Origin of the sequence: Nostoc sp. XA010 (genome assembly GCF_020829625.1) — a bacterium.
GTDB lineage: Bacteria > Cyanobacteriota > Cyanobacteriia > Cyanobacteriales > Nostocaceae > Nostoc.
In genome coordinates this window covers 543,362-561,674 of the sequence record NZ_JAIVFX010000001.1, presented here as the reverse complement: position 1 = coordinate 561,674, position 18,313 = coordinate 543,362, and the positions used below count along the sequence as shown (strand labels likewise).

17 protein-coding genes are annotated in these 18,313 nt (G+C 41.0%); 9 read left to right on the top strand and 8 right to left on the bottom strand.

Annotation, left to right across the window (positions count from 1 at the left end; translation table 11 throughout):
- Nucleotides 1-36: 36 nt before the first annotated feature.
- Complete coding sequence (locus LC608_RS02525; protein WP_229552008.1) at nt 37-1,836, bottom strand: ABC transporter ATP-binding protein; 1,800 nt, start codon at nt 1,834-1,836, stop codon at nt 37-39.
- Between the two features lie 84 nt (nt 1,837-1,920).
- Nucleotides 1,921-3,717, bottom strand: a complete 1,797-nt coding sequence (locus LC608_RS02520) for an ABC transporter ATP-binding protein (protein WP_229552007.1) — start codon at nt 3,715-3,717, stop codon at nt 1,921-1,923.
- A 211-nt stretch (nt 3,718-3,928) separates the two neighbouring features.
- Between LC608_RS02520 and LC608_RS02515 the strand changes: the two genes are divergently transcribed.
- Entirely contained in the window at nt 3,929-4,990 is a 1,062-nt protein-coding gene (locus LC608_RS02515) for an L-histidine N(alpha)-methyltransferase (RefSeq protein WP_229552006.1), read from the top strand.
- Nucleotides 4,991-5,223: 233 nt separating this feature from the next.
- Here LC608_RS02515 and LC608_RS02510 read toward each other — a convergent pair whose 3' ends face one another.
- Both LC608_RS02510 and LC608_RS02505 read right to left on the bottom strand, forming a co-directional pair.
- A complete protein-coding gene (locus LC608_RS02510; protein ID WP_229552005.1) occupies nt 5,224-5,436 on the bottom strand; it encodes a type II toxin-antitoxin system HicB family antitoxin in 213 nt (70 codons plus the stop codon).
- The gene (locus LC608_RS02505) at nt 5,420-5,686 is read right to left on the bottom strand and encodes a type II toxin-antitoxin system HicA family toxin (protein ID WP_229552004.1); all 267 of its coding nucleotides are present in this window, start codon (nt 5,684-5,686) and stop codon (nt 5,420-5,422) included. Before LC608_RS02505 ends, LC608_RS02510 begins: the two co-directional genes overlap by 17 nt.
- Before the next feature lie 195 nt (nt 5,687-5,881).
- Here LC608_RS02505 and LC608_RS02500 point away from each other — a divergent pair, with 195 nt between their 5' ends.
- From LC608_RS02500 to nblS, 4 genes are all read left to right on the top strand, one after another.
- Complete coding sequence (locus LC608_RS02500) at nt 5,882-6,652, top strand: pentapeptide repeat-containing protein (protein ID WP_229552003.1); 771 nt, start codon at nt 5,882-5,884, stop codon at nt 6,650-6,652.
- Between the two features lie 35 nt (nt 6,653-6,687).
- On the top strand, nt 6,688-7,311 hold the full coding sequence (locus LC608_RS02495) for a TenA family protein (protein WP_229552002.1): 624 nt from the start codon (nt 6,688-6,690) through the stop codon (nt 7,309-7,311).
- A gap of 524 nt (nt 7,312-7,835) precedes the next feature.
- On the top strand, nt 7,836-9,113 hold the full coding sequence (gene purD / locus LC608_RS02490) for a phosphoribosylamine--glycine ligase (protein WP_229552001.1): 1,278 nt from the start codon (nt 7,836-7,838) through the stop codon (nt 9,111-9,113).
- 131 nt (nt 9,114-9,244) lie between these two features.
- Nucleotides 9,245-11,191 carry a two-component system sensor histidine kinase NblS gene (nblS, locus tag LC608_RS02485; RefSeq protein ID WP_229552000.1) on the top strand — a complete coding sequence of 649 codons (1,947 nt, stop codon included), beginning with the start codon at nt 9,245-9,247 and terminating at the stop codon, nt 11,189-11,191.
- Nucleotides 11,192-11,325: 134 nt separating this feature from the next.
- On the opposite strand, the gene LC608_RS02480 is transcribed toward nblS, so the two are convergent.
- Nucleotides 11,326-11,697 carry a zinc ribbon domain-containing protein gene (locus LC608_RS02480; protein ID WP_229551999.1) on the bottom strand — a complete coding sequence of 124 codons (372 nt, stop codon included), beginning with the start codon at nt 11,695-11,697 and terminating at the stop codon, nt 11,326-11,328.
- A 259-nt stretch (nt 11,698-11,956) separates the two neighbouring features.
- Between LC608_RS02480 and LC608_RS02475 the strand changes: the two genes are divergently transcribed.
- Both LC608_RS02475 and LC608_RS02470 read left to right on the top strand, forming a co-directional pair.
- Entirely contained in the window at nt 11,957-13,321 is a 1,365-nt protein-coding gene (locus LC608_RS02475; protein ID WP_229551998.1) for an AAA family ATPase, read from the top strand.
- On the top strand, nt 13,321-14,052 hold the full coding sequence (locus LC608_RS02470) for a hypothetical protein (RefSeq protein ID WP_229551997.1): 732 nt from the start codon (nt 13,321-13,323) through the stop codon (nt 14,050-14,052). Before LC608_RS02475 ends, LC608_RS02470 begins: the two co-directional genes overlap by 1 nt.
- A gap of 85 nt (nt 14,053-14,137) precedes the next feature.
- Here LC608_RS02470 and LC608_RS02465 read toward each other — a convergent pair whose 3' ends face one another.
- Entirely contained in the window at nt 14,138-15,085 is a 948-nt protein-coding gene (locus tag LC608_RS02465) for a glycosyltransferase (RefSeq protein WP_229551996.1), read from the bottom strand.
- 248 nt (nt 15,086-15,333) lie between these two features.
- Between LC608_RS02465 and LC608_RS02460 the strand changes: the two genes are divergently transcribed.
- Nucleotides 15,334-15,756 carry an ester cyclase gene (locus tag LC608_RS02460; RefSeq protein WP_229551995.1) on the top strand — a complete coding sequence of 141 codons (423 nt, stop codon included), beginning with the start codon at nt 15,334-15,336 and terminating at the stop codon, nt 15,754-15,756.
- Between the two features lie 66 nt (nt 15,757-15,822).
- Here the strand turns inward: LC608_RS02460 and LC608_RS02455 are convergent, their stop codons facing one another.
- Complete coding sequence (locus tag LC608_RS02455) at nt 15,823-16,272, bottom strand: hypothetical protein (RefSeq protein WP_229551994.1); 450 nt, start codon at nt 16,270-16,272, stop codon at nt 15,823-15,825.
- A 370-nt stretch (nt 16,273-16,642) separates the two neighbouring features.
- On the opposite strand from LC608_RS02455, the gene LC608_RS02450 reads away from it, so the two are divergent.
- The gene (locus tag LC608_RS02450) at nt 16,643-17,392 is read left to right on the top strand and encodes an SDR family NAD(P)-dependent oxidoreductase (RefSeq protein WP_229551993.1); all 750 of its coding nucleotides are present in this window, start codon (nt 16,643-16,645) and stop codon (nt 17,390-17,392) included.
- Nucleotides 17,393-17,584: 192 nt separating this feature from the next.
- Here the strand turns inward: LC608_RS02450 and LC608_RS02445 are convergent, their stop codons facing one another.
- On the bottom strand, nt 17,585-18,226 hold the full coding sequence (locus LC608_RS02445; RefSeq protein WP_229551992.1) for a TetR/AcrR family transcriptional regulator: 642 nt from the start codon (nt 18,224-18,226) through the stop codon (nt 17,585-17,587).
- Nucleotides 18,227-18,313 lie beyond the last annotated feature (87 nt).

The window sequence follows — 18,313 nt, the reverse complement described above, 5'->3', positions numbered from 1 at the left end:
TTTGCTGGCAATTGATAAATTAGAGCTATATATATTTTACTTTTTGTTTTGAAGAACCGTTGTGTCTGCTGCACCCAGTTGCAGGGCATACAAGTTAGCATAGACACCTTGCTGATTGATCAGTTCGGCGTGAGTACCCTGCTCTACAATTTCTCCCTGCTGAATTACTAATACCCGATCTGCCTGGGTAACTGTACTGAGGCGGTGGGCAATTACGAAGCTGGTACGACCTTGCAGCAAGCGAGCGATCGCACTCTGTACTAGCGCTTCTGTACGCGTGTCAATGCTGCTGGTTGCTTCATCAAGAATCAGTATTCGGGGATTAATCAACACCGCACGAGCAATACTGAGTAGTTGTCGCTGTCCTTGACTTAGGGGTGCGCCTCGTTCACCCAATTGAGTTGTATAACCCTGTGGTAGTGAGGTAATGAACTCATGCACATTTGCTAGTTGTGCAGCAGCTTCGATATCAGCTTGAGTGGAGTAAGGAGCGCCAAAAGCAATGTTTTCAGCGACGGTGCCGGTAAACAAAATATTGTCTTGCAGAACGATGCCAATTTGTCGCCGCAGACTTGCTTGAGTAACGCTACGTACATCAATATTATCAATTTTCACTGCACCACTAGATACATCGTAGAAGCGCAAAATCAAGTTAATAATTGTACTTTTTCCTGAACCGGTTGGCCCTACTAATGCAATCATCTGCCCTGGATAAGCGTGCAAATTCACCCCTTTGAGAACCAGTTGATCTGGGTTGTAGCCAAACTTGACATTATCAAATGTCACTTCACCCTGAATAGGCGGCATTTCTGTGGCATTAGGTGCGTCATTGAGTTGTGACGGTTCATCTAGCAATAGAAAGATTCGCTCTAATCCGGCAAATGCAGATTGAGCTTGGGTGTAAAACTGGCTGAGAATTTGGATCGGGCGGAAGAACTGCTGAACGTAAAGTAAAAAAGCTGTCACCACACCCACTGTTGCAGCTCCGGTGACTGCGAGATAGCCGCCATAAGCCAGCACAGCTGCGGTTGCTAGGGTGTTGAGAAAATCAATGGAGGGCAAAAAGGCTGAAGTAATTGCTACAGCGTCGACGTTAGCATCTCTATTGGCAGCGTTAAGAACGTCAAACTCTTGAATATTCATCTGTACACGATTAAATGCTTGTGCTTCTCGGACGCTGCCAATATCTTCTTCTAACTTGGCGGAAAGTTCCCCAATAGTTTGTCGGGTAACGCGAAATCTGGCTCTTGCCCAACGTGCAAATAAGCTTGTGGTAAAAATCATCAGTGGCACAACCAGATTACTCAACAAACCAAGTTGTAAGTTGATTGCGAGCATTGCAATAATGATGCCTACCAAACTGAAAGTGTTGCCCAGCATTTGGGCGATCGTCAGTCCAAATGCCTGATTTACAGTATTAACATCATTCAGCAGACGGCTCATTAAATCGCCTGCTTCGCTGCGATCAAAAAAGCTAAGTGGCAGACTTTGGATTTTAGTGAAAATATCTTGCCTTAGTTGAGCCAGCAATCGCTGCATAATCCAGCCGACTCGAATAATTTGACCTCGGATTGCGAATACGCCAAGTGCGTAGTTTAGGGCTAGTAGTCCTAATAACAGCAGCAGTCCTTGCAAATTTCCTTGTGCAATTAGGTGATCAATGGACCAACCGATGAAAAATGGCCCAATTGCCTGGGTTACGGCACCAATAAATACTAATGTCAGGGCGATGGGAATTTCTTTGCGATAAAGTAGCAGGTATTGCAAAAAGCGTCCCAGAGTGGAAAGTTGCTGACTCGCTTGCTCAGATGCAACAACGGGAACTGTGCCTCTCATAAGAATTTTGGATTTTAGATTTTGGATTTTGGATTAAAAGTCTTTGCCTTGATTACCAGGCTGTAATAAGAATTTTACGCAAGACTATTTATTATGGTTTGGGATCATTTTTTCTTTCGCCTTTACTTGAGATTCCAAAATCACACCGTAGAGGGGGCTGGTTTGCATCAATTCCTCGTGAGTGCCTTGTGCTACTAATCTTCCTTTATCCATGAGAAAAATGCGATCGGCATTTTTGACGGTGCTGATGCGTTGAGCTACTACAAAAGTTGTACAAGCTTTCTGGCGCATTAAGCTATCTAGTTCGGCTTGAATCTGGGCAGCAGTTTTAGCATCTACAGCAGAGGTGCTATCGTCCAAAATCAGAATGCTGTAATCGGTTAGTAAGGTACGAGCGATCGCAATTCGTTGTTTTTGCCCACCAGACAAGCCCACGCCCCGTTCACCCACAATTGTCTCGTAGCCATCAGGTAAACTACTGATAAAATCGTGCATTTGGGCAGTTTTGGCAACCTCAATCACCTCCTCTAGAGTTGCATCGGGTTTTGCATAGGCAATATTTTCGCGAATTGTGCCAGAAAAGAGGGTGGTTTCCTGAAATACAATACCGATATGCGATCTGAGGCTTTTGAGGGTGAAATCTTTTACATCTCGTCCGTCAATGCGAACTGCTCCCTTTGTGACATCGTAAAAGCGGGGAAGCAAGTTCATAATTGTGCTTTTCCCGGAACCAGTCATCCCTAAAACGGCGATTAGCTCTTTGGGTTTGGTTTCAAAGGAAACTCCTTTGAGAGTTTCAGTTGTCGCTCCTGGATAGCGAAAGCAAACATTTTCAAAGGTGATTCTACCAACACAGGTGTCAAATGGGACAGCACCGGGGCGATCGCGAATTTCTACTTCCGCATCTACAACTTCGTAGACGCGTTCGGCGGAAGCAGCTGATTGAGCGATCGCCGGTGCAGCAAATCCAATCAACAAAATTGGTTGGAGAATCAACGCTAGGTAGGAGTTAAACGCCACCAGTTCGCCAATGGAGAACCTACGCCCAATTACTTGCGCTCCCCCATAGGCGAAAACTGCCAATGTTACCAAGTTACTCACCAAAAAGATAAACGGGAAGATATTGTGGATGGCGCTAATGGTCTTCATGTTTGCCCTAACTAGACCATCATTCATGCCCGTGTAACGCGACCTTTCGGTTGATTCCCGCACAAACGCTTTTACCACCCGGATTCCAAACAAGTTCTCTTGCAATACAGCATTCAGGTCGCTTAGTTGCTCTTGTACTTGCCGAAAAATTTTGTTATTCCGAGAGATAAATTGTATCATTAACCATGCATTTAGAGGCACTGCCGTTAGCGTAATCAGTGCTAGTTGCCAGTTCATCAGTAGCAAAACCACTGATATACTCACCAATGTCACAATTGAACTGATGACCTGAATTAAACTAGTACCAACAAAGGTACGGATCTGCTCTATGTCGCTGGTGACACGGGTTAAGAGTTGGGAAGTCTGCGCCTGGTCATGATAACTGAAACTGAGATTTTGAATTTTGCTGAAAATTCTGTTTCGCAGGTCATAAGCTACACCTTGAGACGTTGCTTCTGCTAAATAGCTTTGTCCAAAGTTAAATACACCACGAGCGATCGCGGCGAGTACCAGCCAGGCGGCGCTGTGTAGCACAATTTGGAGGTTTTTTTGCGTGATCCCCTCATCAATTCCCCACCGAAATAGTTGTGGAGTAACTGCGTTTGCGATCGTCAACAGCAACAGGCTCACCAATGCTCCTAGCGAAGTCCATCGGTAAGCGCTTAAACTCTTAAGCACGCGCTGCATTGACTGTATCGACGAAGTTTCCTGGAGTTCTGGTTGCTGAACCACTGGTATTCACCCCTGTATCTTTGAAAAATTATCTCCTATTTTTGATGGTAAAAAACCAATCCACCAGTAGATAATGTGGGATCTATTTGTGCTTGTAAGTCCAAAATTTGGTTTAAATATTCGCACAACGGCATGGGAAAATACCTCTTTGGCAAGCATTGCAGCTAATCCATTAAAATAAAATACCTCAGAAAAACAAAGAACAAGAATAATGGCTCAAAATTTTCATAGCAATTTCCAACTTCCCTCGGACATGTCAACTCCTATCAATCGCACAGCAAAGCCAAGCTCTGAGTTCTACTCTATTTTTTCTGAGGAAGAAGTTTTAGGCATAATTCATGCATTAGAAGTCAGGCGAGAAATACCTCTAAAGTATTCTTATAAAGGTAGAGGCGCAAAAATCTGGGACAATTTTTATCGAAAATATGTTATCCCAACATGGTATCGAACATCAAATGTAGAAATAGAACTTTTAAAGGAAAACTTTAAATACTTGAATGATAATATTCAAAGTGGTAAAAAAGTCAATATTGTAGACGTTGGTGCAGGAAACTCATATCCAGTTAAGAATTTTATTAAAAAACTTAATCACCTAGGAAAAGTTAATAAATATATAGCATTAGATATAAGCGAGGAATTGCTTGATGTATCCAAAAATAATTTTACAAAATGGTTTCCTCTAGTCGAGTTCATCAGTTCCACAATTGACATAGAAAATAGTTGTGTACGCAAAAATTTATTCCAAAATCAAGATAGCTTTGAAATTGACGACACAGCAAAAATATTTTTCCACTTAGGCGTTACCATCGGTAATCATCAAAATAGAGATCAGGTACTAAAAAACTTTAGAGATAGCATGGGAAAAAATGATTTTCTGGTGTTTACTAATGAAATTGGTTCTAACTCTAAATGGGATGGAAGCGTCAGAGGTGGCTGCAAGTATCATGTAGAAGAAATATATGAATGGGTTAGAAGCAAGATTGGAATTAAATCTGAAGATTGTGAATTGGTGAGAAAGTATGATTTAAAAACAGATAGTGTAGTTGCTAATATGAAACTCCATTATAATTACACTCTAAATTTTAGTCGGATGGGGATAGATAAGAAGATTGAAATATCTGAAGGTGAAGAAATTACTATTTGGCGACATCATAAGTATGAAATCCCTAAACTTTTGCAAGAACTAGAACGTTCTGGATTGCAACTTATTCACTATAGTATTGACAAATACAAATCACATATTATGGTGATTTGTAAGGTTGCCAGTAGTTAACCTTTTCAATTAGACCTGCTCTGATTATGTTGGGTTTCATTCCTCAACCCAACTTCCGCCTATACAAATGCATTGTGATGTGAATTAACGAAAATAGATCGTTCCAGGCTTTTTTTAATTATCCTGCGATGCCTACGGCGGTAAACTACGTAAATAGACTCTGCTGTGCCTCATGAAAGATGTGGTTTTTAAACTTATCCATCTTTGGCATTTTTGTAAATGCGTAAATCCTATTAAATGTACATCAAACGTGGTCTAACTTGAGGAACTGGACGCCCTAAATCCTTAGCCGTTTCTATCCATTCCTGCATAACTAATTCTACATTATGTAGGGCTTCTTGATAAGTATCACCGTCAGCAGCACAGCCTGGTAATTCTGGTACTTCACCAATAAAGGCTTGATCTAATTGACTCCAGTAGAGAATAACTTCATAGTGAAACATCATTTTTACTTCCTAACTTATACTTGATAATTACTGCACGAACTTGTTTAATTTGATAGCTTTTGGCTTTTCCTCTCTTATGTTGCAGATTCAATATTTCCTCAACATCGGGTTTGATAAAAATACGATGATCGCCACGAATCCGCTCTTCAAAGCCTAGTCGATATAAAAGTTGCCACAGTTGGGCAAAAGGGATGTCTGTATCAGAAGTCCCAGAGAGGATCTTTTCTAAGAGTTTGTCTTGCTGACTCACGTTTTTATGACTGTCTTAATGCTTCTATAGTCTCATATTTATTGAAAATCAGGGTATATGTAAGTGTTTACTCAAATTTATAAGTAATATAGGGAACTACAGAGGGCAAACTGTTCAGATTGGTCATATCATAATGCTGAGGTATAAATCCGTCTCAGTTAACTTAAAATATTGAGTAATAAATATTACACGAATATGAAGAACCAAATTCTAGCCATAGCTGCCTTTTTAACGACGATTAGTTTGGCAACAACCGTACAAGCAGCAAATTCTGAACATGTTAAACAGTTATTGGCAACCAAGCAATGTCAAAACTGTGATTTGACTAATGCAGGTTTAGTGATGGCTGACTTATCTGGAGCCAATTTGAGCGGTGCCAATCTTACAGGTGCTAACCTTAGTCGGGCAAACTTGAGTGGCGCAGATTTACGGGGTGCTAACTTGAGTGGTGCGAGTTTGTTTGGTGTTAACCTGAGCGAAGCTAAATTTAGTGGGGCAAATTTAGGGGGTGCTGATTTGAGAAATACTTATTTAGCAAATGCACAACTAACTGGTGCTTACTTGAATGGTGCTAACTTCCAAGGTGCAGTTGGGATACCATTACAAATTGCTTCACCAGAAGAATTTTATGCTTGGGGTGTAGCAGAAGGGCAAAAAGGTAACCAACAGCAAGCAATCAGTTATTTTAATCAAGCGATCGCTATTAAACCAGAATATGCGGGTGCTTATTTAGCTCGTGGTGTCGCCCGTTACCAAATACTAGATAGACAAGGTGCATTCCAAGATGCCCAAATTGCTGAAAAATTGTTTACATCCCAAAGCAACAGCACTGGAACGCTAACAGCTCAAGCTTTTATAAAAGAACTGCAAACACCTGCCAATGAAAAAGTGAGTGCTGGTAAACCCAGTTTTGTTGATTTTTTAGGAAGTCTAGGCTCAGTCTTGCTCCAGTTCTTCCCTTTTTAAAGGGAAGAGTTAAAACAACAGAGGGATAATAACAAATGACTTTATCTCAGGAATTATGGGCAGCAAATCAAGACTTAGCCCAAGCTTGCCTAGAGCATCCTTTCGTTCAAGGCATTGGGGATGGTACTCTTGAACAAGTGAAATTTGCTTACTACGTAGGGCAAGATGCTTTTTTTCTAGAAGCTTTTGCCCGTGCCTACAGTATCGCCGCAGCTAAAGCACCAGACTGGTTAGGTTTCACCACATTTCATAACTTAGCTAGTGGAGTTTTAGAAGAACTGCGGTTGCATAGTGGCTATGCTTCCCAGTGGGGAGTCGATTTGCATTCTGTGCAACCAAGAACCACCACCCGCCGCTATACTGACTTTTTGTTAGCAACTGCTTGGGGTGGAGATGCGGGCTTAACTGCTGCGGCGATGTCTCCTTGTATGCGTTTGTATGCCTTTTTGGGAGAACAGTTGGCTCGTAATGGCATTCCTAATCATCAATATGCAGACTGGATTCGTACTTACAGCAGTGCAGATTTTCAACCACTAACACAACAATTAGAAAATTTGGTTGACAATTATGCCGCTAGCAATTCTGTTGTAGATTCAATCTATCGTTATGCTATGTTTTGCGAGCGCGACTTTTTTCAGGCTGCGTGGATTTTGGAGTAGGGTAGCACAACTAGCTATGCTACCCTATGAATTTAATGAAGAATAGCTCCCCCATTAAGTAAAATAAATTTCAACATACTGGCATGCGCTTCTGCGTGATAAGACCTCCTATTCGCTTGCGAGGAGTTAATTGTTAGGTAACTCCAAAAAATAAATTATCCAATTTCTGGACTTCACTACGACTTTCCCTCCCCCTGCTCCCTGCCCTAGATGCTTACCCTTTGGGGAAACAAGCTACGCGTAGCGTCCCGCAGGGATAGGATCTTTTTTTAGTTGGAAGTCCCTTATTTATTGTGCTATGCATCTCAAAAGAAATGTTTTTGTGCTGGGCATAAATAAATTTATTTGCTCTCAAACCCCTGTGACAGGTGGACTTAGAATCTTTCTCCCCTGCTCCCTGCCCCCTCCCCCCCTGCTTCTTCTGGTCATGAGGGGGCTTGCATAAGTGTGAAAATTAATGAAAAATTGATCCGCGAGAGCCAAATAGGGCATTCTCGTTTCGCAAGGAACGCACGAGGAAAGCAGTGAAAGTTTTAGTTGTAGGTAATGGAGGGCGCGAACATGCTCTGGCATGGAAACTGTTGCAATCTAGGCAAATTGAGCAAGTTGTCTGTGTACCAGGGAATGGAGGCACAGCAAGTCTAGAACGTTGCCATAACTTGCCCTTAACAGTAGATGATTTTGAGGGCATGAGCCGATATTCTTTAGAAAATGGTATCACTCTGGTGATAGTTGGGCCAGAAGTGCCTTTGGCAAAGGGAATCACAGATTACCTCCAAGACAAAGGATTGATGGTATTTGGCCCAGTCAGAGCAGGAGCGCAAATTGAGGCGAGCAAAGCTTGGGCAAAAGCCCTAATGCAAGAAGCAGGGATTCCGACAGCACGGGCTGCGGTATTTACGCAGGCAGCAGCAGCAAAATCTTATATCAACTCTCAGGGAGCGCCAATTGTTGTTAAAGCTGATGGCTTGGCGGCTGGTAAGGGCGTAATGGTAGCTGAAACAGTTGCACAAGCAGAAAGTGCGGTTGATGCGATTTTTCAAGGACAATTTGGCAGTGCTGGTGAATTTGTTGTCATTGAAGAATGTTTAGTTGGGCAAGAGGTATCAATTTTAGCGTTAACAGATGGGTTAACGATTCGCCCCTTGCTGCCAGCTCAAGACCATAAGCGAATTGGTGATGGCGATACGGGAGACAATACTGGTGGCATGGGAGCATACAGCCCAGCACCCATCGCTACGCCAGAGTTGATGGCACGCATTCAAACAGAAGTATTAGAAAGAGCGATCGCAACCTTACGAGCTAAAGGTATTGATTACCGAGGTGTACTGTATGCTGGGTTAATGATTGCACCCGATGGCGACTTGAAGGTTTTGGAATTTAACTGTCGCTTTGGCGATCCAGAAACCCAAGTGATTTTGCCACTGTTAGAAACACCTTTAGAAGAGTTGCTTCTAGCCTGTGTACAACAGCGATTAAGTGAATTGCCACCCATTGCTTGGAAAAAGGGAGTATCTGCAACTGTAGTTGCAGCTTCAGGTGGTTATCCAGGAGAATATGAGAAAGGCCAGGTCATTACTGGCATTAGTGAGGCAGAGGTAACGGGAGCAACTGTATTTCATGCAGGTACGAAATTGAACCAGCAACAAGAAGTTGTCACAGATGGGGGTCGAGTATTAAATGTGACTGGAATTGGAGAAAATTTTGAGCAAGCGATCGCCCAAGCATACGCAGGTATCAAATATATCCAGTTTGAGGGGGTATATTACCGGAGAGATATTGGGCATAGAGTTAAGAGTTAGGAGTTTGGAGTTTGGAGTTATTCCTAACGGCCAATGTCCCATTCCCCATTCCCTAACATGTTTGTCAAATTAACTGTTAATTTTTTAGTTGTTAGGCTTTATAACAAAGAGTATTAACAACTTTATTTAAGATGCTAAGTCTGTTAAAAACAATTCGACATGCGATCGCTACTTGGTGGTCAGAGTTCACACTCCAGACCAAATTATTGGCTGTGGTCACAATGGTAGTTTCATTAGTGATGAGTGGCCTGACCTTCTGGGCTGTGAATACAATTCAGCAGGATGCGCGGATGAATGACACCCGCTTTGGTCGTGACTTGGGGCTGCTGCTTGCTGCCAACGTTGCTCCTTTAATCGCTGACAATAATCTGACTGAGGTTGCCCAATTTTCTCAACGCTTCTACAGCAGCACCTCTAGTGTGCGTTATATGCTTTACGCCGACGAAAACGGGGAAATCTTTTTTGGCATTCCTTTTTGGGAAGCAGAGGTAGAAAACTCTCTTACCATTAAACGGCGGATACAACTGCCAGAAGATTACCCTGGTGATGGTGAAAAGCCGATGGTGCGGCAACATACAACCCCAGATGGAATAGTCACCGATGTATTTATTCCCCTGATTGTCAATAAAAAATACTTAGGTGTATTAGCGATCGGTATCAACCCCAATCAGACTGCTGTCATCTCCACCAATTTTACTCGCGATGTTACCATTGCCGTTTTTATTACCATTTGGGTAATGGTGATTTTGGCAGGAGTGATAAACGCCTTGACCATCACTAAGCCCATTAAAGAACTGCTAGTGGGAGTAAAGCAAATTGCTACCGGGAATTTCAAGCAGCGCATTGATTTACCTTTAGGAGGCGAACTGGGGGAGTTAATTTTAAGCTTTAATGAAATGGGAGAGCGATTAGAGCGCTATGAAGAACAAAATATTGAGGAACTGACCGCAGAAAAAGCCAAGCTACAAACCCTAGTTTCAACGATCGCAGATGGTGCTGTGTTGATTGATAACAACATGCAGGTGATTTTAGTCAACCCCACAGCAGAGCGAATTTTTGGCTGGGAAAACGTTAAAGTGGTAGGTCAAAACCTGTTACATCACTTGCCCCCAGCAGTACAAATGGAAATCGCTAGCCCTTTGTACGAAATGGCAGCAGGCCAATGCGAAAGCGCCGAATTCCGAATTTTTATTAACCAACCTACCCCGCGAACGATCCGTATTCTCTTGACTACAGTACTTAATGTGCAAAGGGAAAGCATCAAAGGCATTGCGATTACTGTCCAAGATATAACCCGTGAGGTGGAATTAAATGAGGCAAAAGGCCAATTTATCAGCAACGTTTCTCACGAGCTGCGGACGCCTTTATCCAACATCAAATACCATATTGAAACCCTGTACGACTACGCCGAAGACTTGGATTTACAGAAACGGCAAGAGTATCTGCAAACAGTAAATCATGAAACCGATCGCCTAACCCGCCTAGTTAACGATGTTTTAGATTTGTCAAAACTCGAATCTGGTCGCAACTACAGCTTCGATGGCGTAGATTTAGCCCAAGCGATCGAGCAAACACTGCGTACTTACCAACTGAACGCTAAAGATAAAGGTGTTGAACTCATTCAAGAAGTTGCTGCTAATTTGCCACTAGTAATGGGTAATTATGATCTGTTAGTACAAGTGTTTGGCAATCTGATTGGAAATGCCCTTAAATTCACAAAATTCGGTGGGAAAGTGGCAATCCGCGCTTACCAGCTAGATTTTAAACCTAGTCACACCCAATCTGCTCCAGTGCGGATTGAAATTTCTGATACTGGAATTGGCATCGCCACAGAAGATCAACACTCAATTTTTGAACGCTTCTTCCGCGTAGAAAACCGAGTTCACACCCTAGAAGGCACGGGTTTAGGTTTATCGATTGTCAGAAATATCATCGACAGACATCGTAGTAAAGTCCATCTGGTGAGTGAAGTTGGCATTGGCACCACTTTTTGGTTCGATTTAGCCGCCTTTGAAGAAAAAGCGCCACCCATATTGATTGAACCTGTTGCTGAAGCATCCAAAATCACAACAGTTTGAAGGTTAGGGAGTGGGGAGTGGGGAATAGGTGAGATGAAGGAAATAAAGGCATTGAGCAATAATTAATAGTTCTTCTTCCCCTGCTCTCCCTGCTACCTCATCTTCCTTACTCCCTACTCCCCACTAAACACAAATCAAGACCTTAATATAACGAACAACAAACAGACTAATAATAAAGCCAAAAATAACAGCAAAGCCTGATTGCGTTTTATCCAACTTTTTACAGTTATTGCAAAACTATTAGTGTAACGCTGCTGTTCCAACTCTAACTTTGTCTCTTCAATATTTTGGTAGAGGGTACAGTCTTTAGCGTAGGGACGCTGAGGAAAATTGCAAGTATCATCAGCGTGATAAGTGCAGGTATCGCACAGATACCCGTCCCCAGTGGCGCGGTGCAATGGAATACCGGGATGACCGTAAGCTTTAAGTGTCGTCCGGCAATAGGGACAATTAATAACTTGACTATCAACGAGTTGATGGCAGTGGGGACAAGATACAGTAGCCAAAACCTTTAGTGCAAATAGGTAAACACTTTGATTCTATCCATTTACAAAGATAATGGAGAAATACATACCGAGCCTGTTACTTTTGAATATGGCTAGTTTTCAGAAGTGGTTACTTTACTAGCAAAAGTACTAATTTTATGATGATTATTTATATTTTTCTAAGTGATTTATATCACTCAACATAATTAAGGGTATGCCATAATCTAGCAAATATCAGGTTTTGTCCCAAGTCCAATAATTATTTAGAGGTAGAAAAATATTGCCTTTTAATCCTGAGCTGTGCCGTAACGAAAGCGAAGTTGAAAGCAAACTCATAGTGCAATATTTGCTACCGCAGCTAGGTTATACTCCTGACACCTGGCATCAAGAGGTTGCCGTTGGTAGTATCCGCTTAGATTTTTTAGCATTTGCCGCACAAGTGATTCCCTTTGTCTTAGATGTCAATTCGCCGTTGAGTGTCGTCATGGAGGCAAAGCATCCCAAGCAAAACTTAAATCATCATGTCCCTCGACTCAGGCATTATTTAACCAGCTTGAATGTCAGGTATGGATTGTTGACTAATGGCAAAGAAATTAGAATTTATCAAAAATTACAGACTGATATTCAGCTATTATTTCAATGTTCTGGAAAGGAAGTTGAGATACAGTTAGATAAAATTAAAAGCTTAATTGGTAGAGAGAGTCTCAAAGAAGGACAGCTAGTAGATAAGCCAGAAGTCCAAATAACTGAAAATAATTCCAAATTTGAAACGAAAAGGGAACATTCAATGAAAACAATCGCGGTTTACCATAATAAAGGTGGCGTTGGTAAGACAACAACTGTAGTTAATCTAGCTGCTGCTATTAGAAAGAAGGGGAAACGAGTTCTAGTTATTGATTTAGATAGTCAAGCCAACACTACATTTGCTACTGGTTTAGTCAAATTTGATGATGAAGAGTTTGATGATATCAAAGATTCTAATATCCGTCATATTTTGCAATCAGAAGATTTTTTTCCTATAAATGAAGTCGCCAGAAAATCCCAATTCACAAATCCAGAAATTAGCGTTGTTCCTTCTCATATTAGTTTGATGAATTATGAAAATGAGTTAATTCAGCAAGAAGATAGTAAAATGATGCTTGCTCAAAAACTAGATGCAGTGGCAGAAGAATATGATGTAGTATTAATTGATACTCCTCCTTCATTAAATCTGTACGCTAGAATTGCTCTAATTACTGCTGACTATCTTATTATTCCTTCTGATCTCAAACCATTCGCTAATCAAGGACTAATAAACGTTAGGGAATTTCTCAAAAAGATAAATGGATTTAGAAAACAAATAAGAAAGCCTCAAATTGAAATTCTAGGTGTATTAGCTTGCAAAATATCTACTAATAACCAGTTTGTTAAACATACTTTACCCAAACGACTCGAAGCTATTCCAAAACGGTATGATTTTGAGATGATGAATACGGTAATTTATGATAGAGATGACCTGGCAAAATGTGCTGAGAGGTTTCTTATTATAGGAGATATGGAGGTGGCTGATCCTATTTCTGTACTTGATTTTAAGCCAGATTCAACTGCTGCACAAGAATTTGAATTATTAGCAATAGAAGTTTTACAAAAAATAGGGTTGAATTAATGAAATTATCTACATCACTTGTTGCTATCAAGAAAATTACTTCTACTGTACCTCGTTCAAGTTTTGGAGATGATGAACTAGAACAGGCAGCAAATCTTATTTTAGAAGCGGCAGGAGTTATTAACCCTATAGTTATTCGTCGCTCAAGTATCAATTCCTTTGAGGTAGTTGATGGACACTTTGAATATCATGCTGCTGCTAGGGCTAGAGAGATAGAGCCTCATAAGGGCGAAATGATTGGAGCATTTATTATTGAGTCTGAAAATGAGGAGATTTTAACAAAGCAAGTTCAATTATTTAGACAACAAAAAGCTGATTCTTCAGTAAAAACATCTTTACAATCAAAAGATATAGAACAATTTTTAATAAATTTGGAATCACGTTTTGAAAAGATAACGAATCAAATATTAGAGCAAGCAACTACTAATGCAAAGTTAGAAAATGAAATTAAAGAGCTTAAAAAGCAGATGGCTGATAAGACTGAACCAATAGAAGTTTTTAAAACACTTAGTCAAGTTAAAATTGTCTCAAAATTACAAAATGCTGGTTTTAATCAAAAAAAAGCTTCTCAGATAGCAGAAATAGTAGAAAATGAGCGCAATAAGAAACAATTTCAATCATTGAATGATGTAGTAGAAAGGGTTAAAATACCGCGTGGTAAAGGGATGGTTAAAGCCATAAGTATTGAAAAAATGCTCGAAATAGTTGATCGGTGGTCAGAAAATAATTGACTAAAGAAATTAGTAAAGTACATTAATGCAGAGTTTTACACTACATAATTTAATTCATGCTTCTGCACCAACGCATTCTCATACCTTAACCCCGTACCTGTCGCAGTGCATTAAACGCCTTACCTCGCAACCTAACTGGTAACAATGATAATCCTAAACCAGTCCAAGCTTTAGCAGTTGAAAAAGACTGTCCCGCTAAAACTAGCTCTCTGCCTTTTTGCGTTTCACCCTTTTCAATTAAACGCAAACCTAATAATAATTGTGTTTCAGTTAGACGATTTTTCCTGATTGTCTCTATTTTCTCAGACTCAAATTTATAACTTTCTAAATACCGCATTTTATCATATAAATAAGGAATGGCTCGATTAATACCTTGCTGCTCTGCATGAGAGCGATATTCCATCAATAATTCTGGTAAGTAATAACCTTTTTTCCCAGCCAAAGCCAGACGCACAAATAAATCATTATCCTCACAATTTTGCAGATTTGGCTGCATATATCCTAATTCTTGCAATGTTTTACGGCGAAATAATGTCGCCCCAACTTGAAAGCTTTGCTGAATAAATACTACTTCCAATAAATTATCTACCACACCTGCTGGTAAAGTCTTTCTACCCCAGCGATGAGAATTTTCTTGAGTTTTTACCTCATCCCGCACATTATCAATATCAATTATCCAATGGTCTGTACCAACAAAATCAATGCTAGAGTCTTGAGTAAGAATAGCTGCGGTACTTGCAAGAAAATCAGGTGTTAGTCGATCATCATCATCAAATTTAATAAAATATTCACCATTGGCTGCATCAAAGCCAGAGCGCATATTATTGCTTTTACCAATATTTTGCAGATGACGGATATATTTAATCCGGTGATCTGTATAGTGTGACATTAATTCGGGTGTGCGATCGCTAGACCCGTCATCACAAACAATTAGCTCAAAGTCTTGCTCAGACTGATTGAGTACACTGTCAATGGCATAAGGAAGCAGATGAACACGATTAAAAGTAGGAACGCAAACAGTAATTTTAGGCATACATTATACTATTTTAGTAAATATAGTAAATAAAATTTTATATCAATTTTCAGGAATCATTTAAGATTGGTATAGTTTGCATGATGTTAAAATTACCAGTTGTTTGTTTGCATTAGTAAAATCCTTGCTGTGCTATCGTTTCTCCTAAAAACTCCTTGTACCCTTGGGCATTCGATTAAAATACTTAGCTGACAGTTAATAAATGATAAATAAATACTATTTTTAATTTAAGTAGAAAAGGAGTAGCAATGTCTGGCATTGAAGACAACAAAATAATTGCTCGGCGGTGGATAGAACTCATTAGCGAGCATCGGATTGAAGATATCTGCGAGATGACTGCCCCAACTTGGAGAATGCACGGTGGTTTACCTGGGCTTCCTCCGGGGCCAGATGGGGTACGTAAACTTTTTGGTTCATTTGGGGTTATCCAGCAGAAATGGACAATTGAAGATGTAATTGCTGAAGGTGACAAAGTAGTGGTGCGTGCAACTAATACCTGCCTTCAGGAAAGTTTCTTTGGAATACCTAGTTATGGCCGAGAGCAAACCTTCACGGCTATCTTCATTCATTGGATTGTTGACGGGAAAATAATTGAAACCTGGCGTAACGCTGATGATCTTGGACGAGTTCTTCAGCTTGGAGCGCGGATTGAGCCAGGAACTTCTGGGTAATAACTTTAGAGGCTCGCCATTTGTTTGGCAAGTCTCTTGAAAAACTGGTAAAACTCCCTAATAAGTCTAGCTGTTAAACAACTTCTCTCTAGAAAATAATCTCAGCAACCCCGCAGTTCCAATACCCCAAGCACCATTAACCAATAAACCTGTCACTATTCCTGCAAGTTTCCAGCCTCCAGCAATGGGCTGACCCTTGAGTGGTGCGACCACAAACCAAGCCACTAGTGTCGGGACAATTGCACCAAATACCAATGCAGCTAACCAGTAGCTTTTATCATGCCGAAAACGAGGCGCGATGGCTACCCAAATCAGTCCCCAAATCCCTCCCCAGAATGCGCTTGACCAAATTTGCGGGATTCCTAATGGTTGTGTCGGTGCAGTTGCATAGGGGGCGCGAGGTGCGAAATTCACTGCATGTAGCAGCGCCAATACACCTTGGTGAAATAGCAAAACAGACACAAAGCCTGCAATAAATGCTAATGCAAATCGAGATAAGGCAACTTTTTGAGCCATTGCTTATACGAAAACCTCTAGAGCTTGCTTCTTGGAGTTGTCTATGATAGTTTGCTAACTAGTATCAATACAACAAATCTATCTAATTACCGTATATTATTCAACATTATTGTTAATGTAGTTGAACGAGTCTGGAGTTAAGAGTATCTAGGTACTCTACCAAATATATGACAAGTAGAAAAGCCAGCCTTACCGATTGAGAAATCGATGCCTCTGAATTTTTCAATTCATCTAGAACATTTTTGATCAATAAAGCATTTGCTGCGATCGCCCTGAGCAAGTAGTAAGAATAGCACCTGGCTAAAAGGCAGGGGGAGCAGAGGAGGAATAATTCATACCTAATACTATCAATTACTAAGGAGTTAGATAAATGACAGGGAAATTAGATGAAAAAGTAGCAATTATCACTGGGGCTTCAGCAGGAATTGGAGAAGCAACTGCGATCGCTTTGGCTTCAGTTGGAGCAACAGTAGTGCTGGCTGCTAGGCGTGGCGATCGCATTCAAGCATTAACACAACGTATCGAAGCTAGTGGTGGCAAGGCATTGCCCATTGTAACTGATGTAACTGACGAAACCCAGGTAAATAACTTGGTGGCAAAGGCAAATGCAGAATTGGGAAGGGTTGATATTCTTGTAAATAATGCAGGGATTGCCTTACTAGGAACCATTGAAGCAGGAAATAGCTCTGACTGGCGGCGATCGTTTGACCTCAACGTACTAGGACTGCTATATGCTACTCATGCTGTTTTGCCTCTATTTAAAGCGCAAAAATCCGGGCATATAGTCAATATCTCCTCAGTGGCTGGCCGGACAGCGCGGGCGGGCGTTGGTGTTTATAATGCTACCAAATGGGGTGTCAATGCCCTCTCAGAAGCATTGCGCCAAGAAGTCCACAAAGACAACATCCGTGTCACCATCATCGAACCAGGTTTGGTGGATACGGAAATTGACAGCCACATAACTGATCCTGTTGCCAAACAACGGATCGAAGAACGACGCAAGGCAATTACACCTCTCCAAAGCGAAGACGTTGCTGCTGCGATCATTTACGCCGTTACCCAACCACCACGCGTTAATGTCAATGAAATCCTCATTCGACCAACGGGACAAGAACACTAAATAAGATAATTTTTACCTGCGTTAGCGTACTCTTAAAATTGCACCTGAAACACTTTATCTTTTTTGTAAATAGGTTGTTAAATTTTAATTAATATTAATATCGATTGAATATAAATTGTATTCAGCCGCGATCGCTAAAACTGTTGCCTCTTGAGTAGTTTTGGTAAAGAGTCACGCAGAAATAAGTTACCTTCAAAAATCATGGCTTACAGCCGTATTGACCACTAAGAAGGGAGTGGCAATGATACCGCCTACAAAAATATCTACGCAGGTTTCGATGTAATCCTCACAGCTATAGCTGCCTTGATTGAAATTTGCACTACGACATAGCATTCCAGCTAATAGCATTCCTTTAAACATATCAACTGCTGGGAATAGATCAATATCTGCTCTAACAGTGCCTAGTTTCTGACTCGATTGCAGGTAAGCTACCAGTTTTTCCCCCAAGGGCTTGCCAGCTTCTTGAATGACTTGTTTTGCTGCCTCAGGATGACGTTTCGCTTCTCCAATGAAGGTACGAATTAAGTCTTCCTGTGCCTCCAGCATAGTATTGTAAAGATGGGCATACTGTATTAAATCAATTTTTAAATCCTGCGTCCACGCTTGGGGGTGTGCAAGGGCTTCTGTCTGGAGTGCCAAAGCATTTTTGATAACTGCTCCTAAAAGTTGTTCTTTGCTAGCAAAATGGCGAAATAAAGTCACCTCATTCACACCAGCAACACGAGCTATTTCACGGGTAGTTGCTCCTTGAACACCTAAACTAGCAAATACCTGCGAGGCGGCTTCTATCAAACGTGTACGGGTGAGAGCTGATGACCGGATGGTTTTATTCATTTATGCTAGCAAGTACTTACTTCCATAATATGTTATGTGGAAAAAGCTGTCGCAATTTGAATAAAAATAATCTTGATACCAGCATTT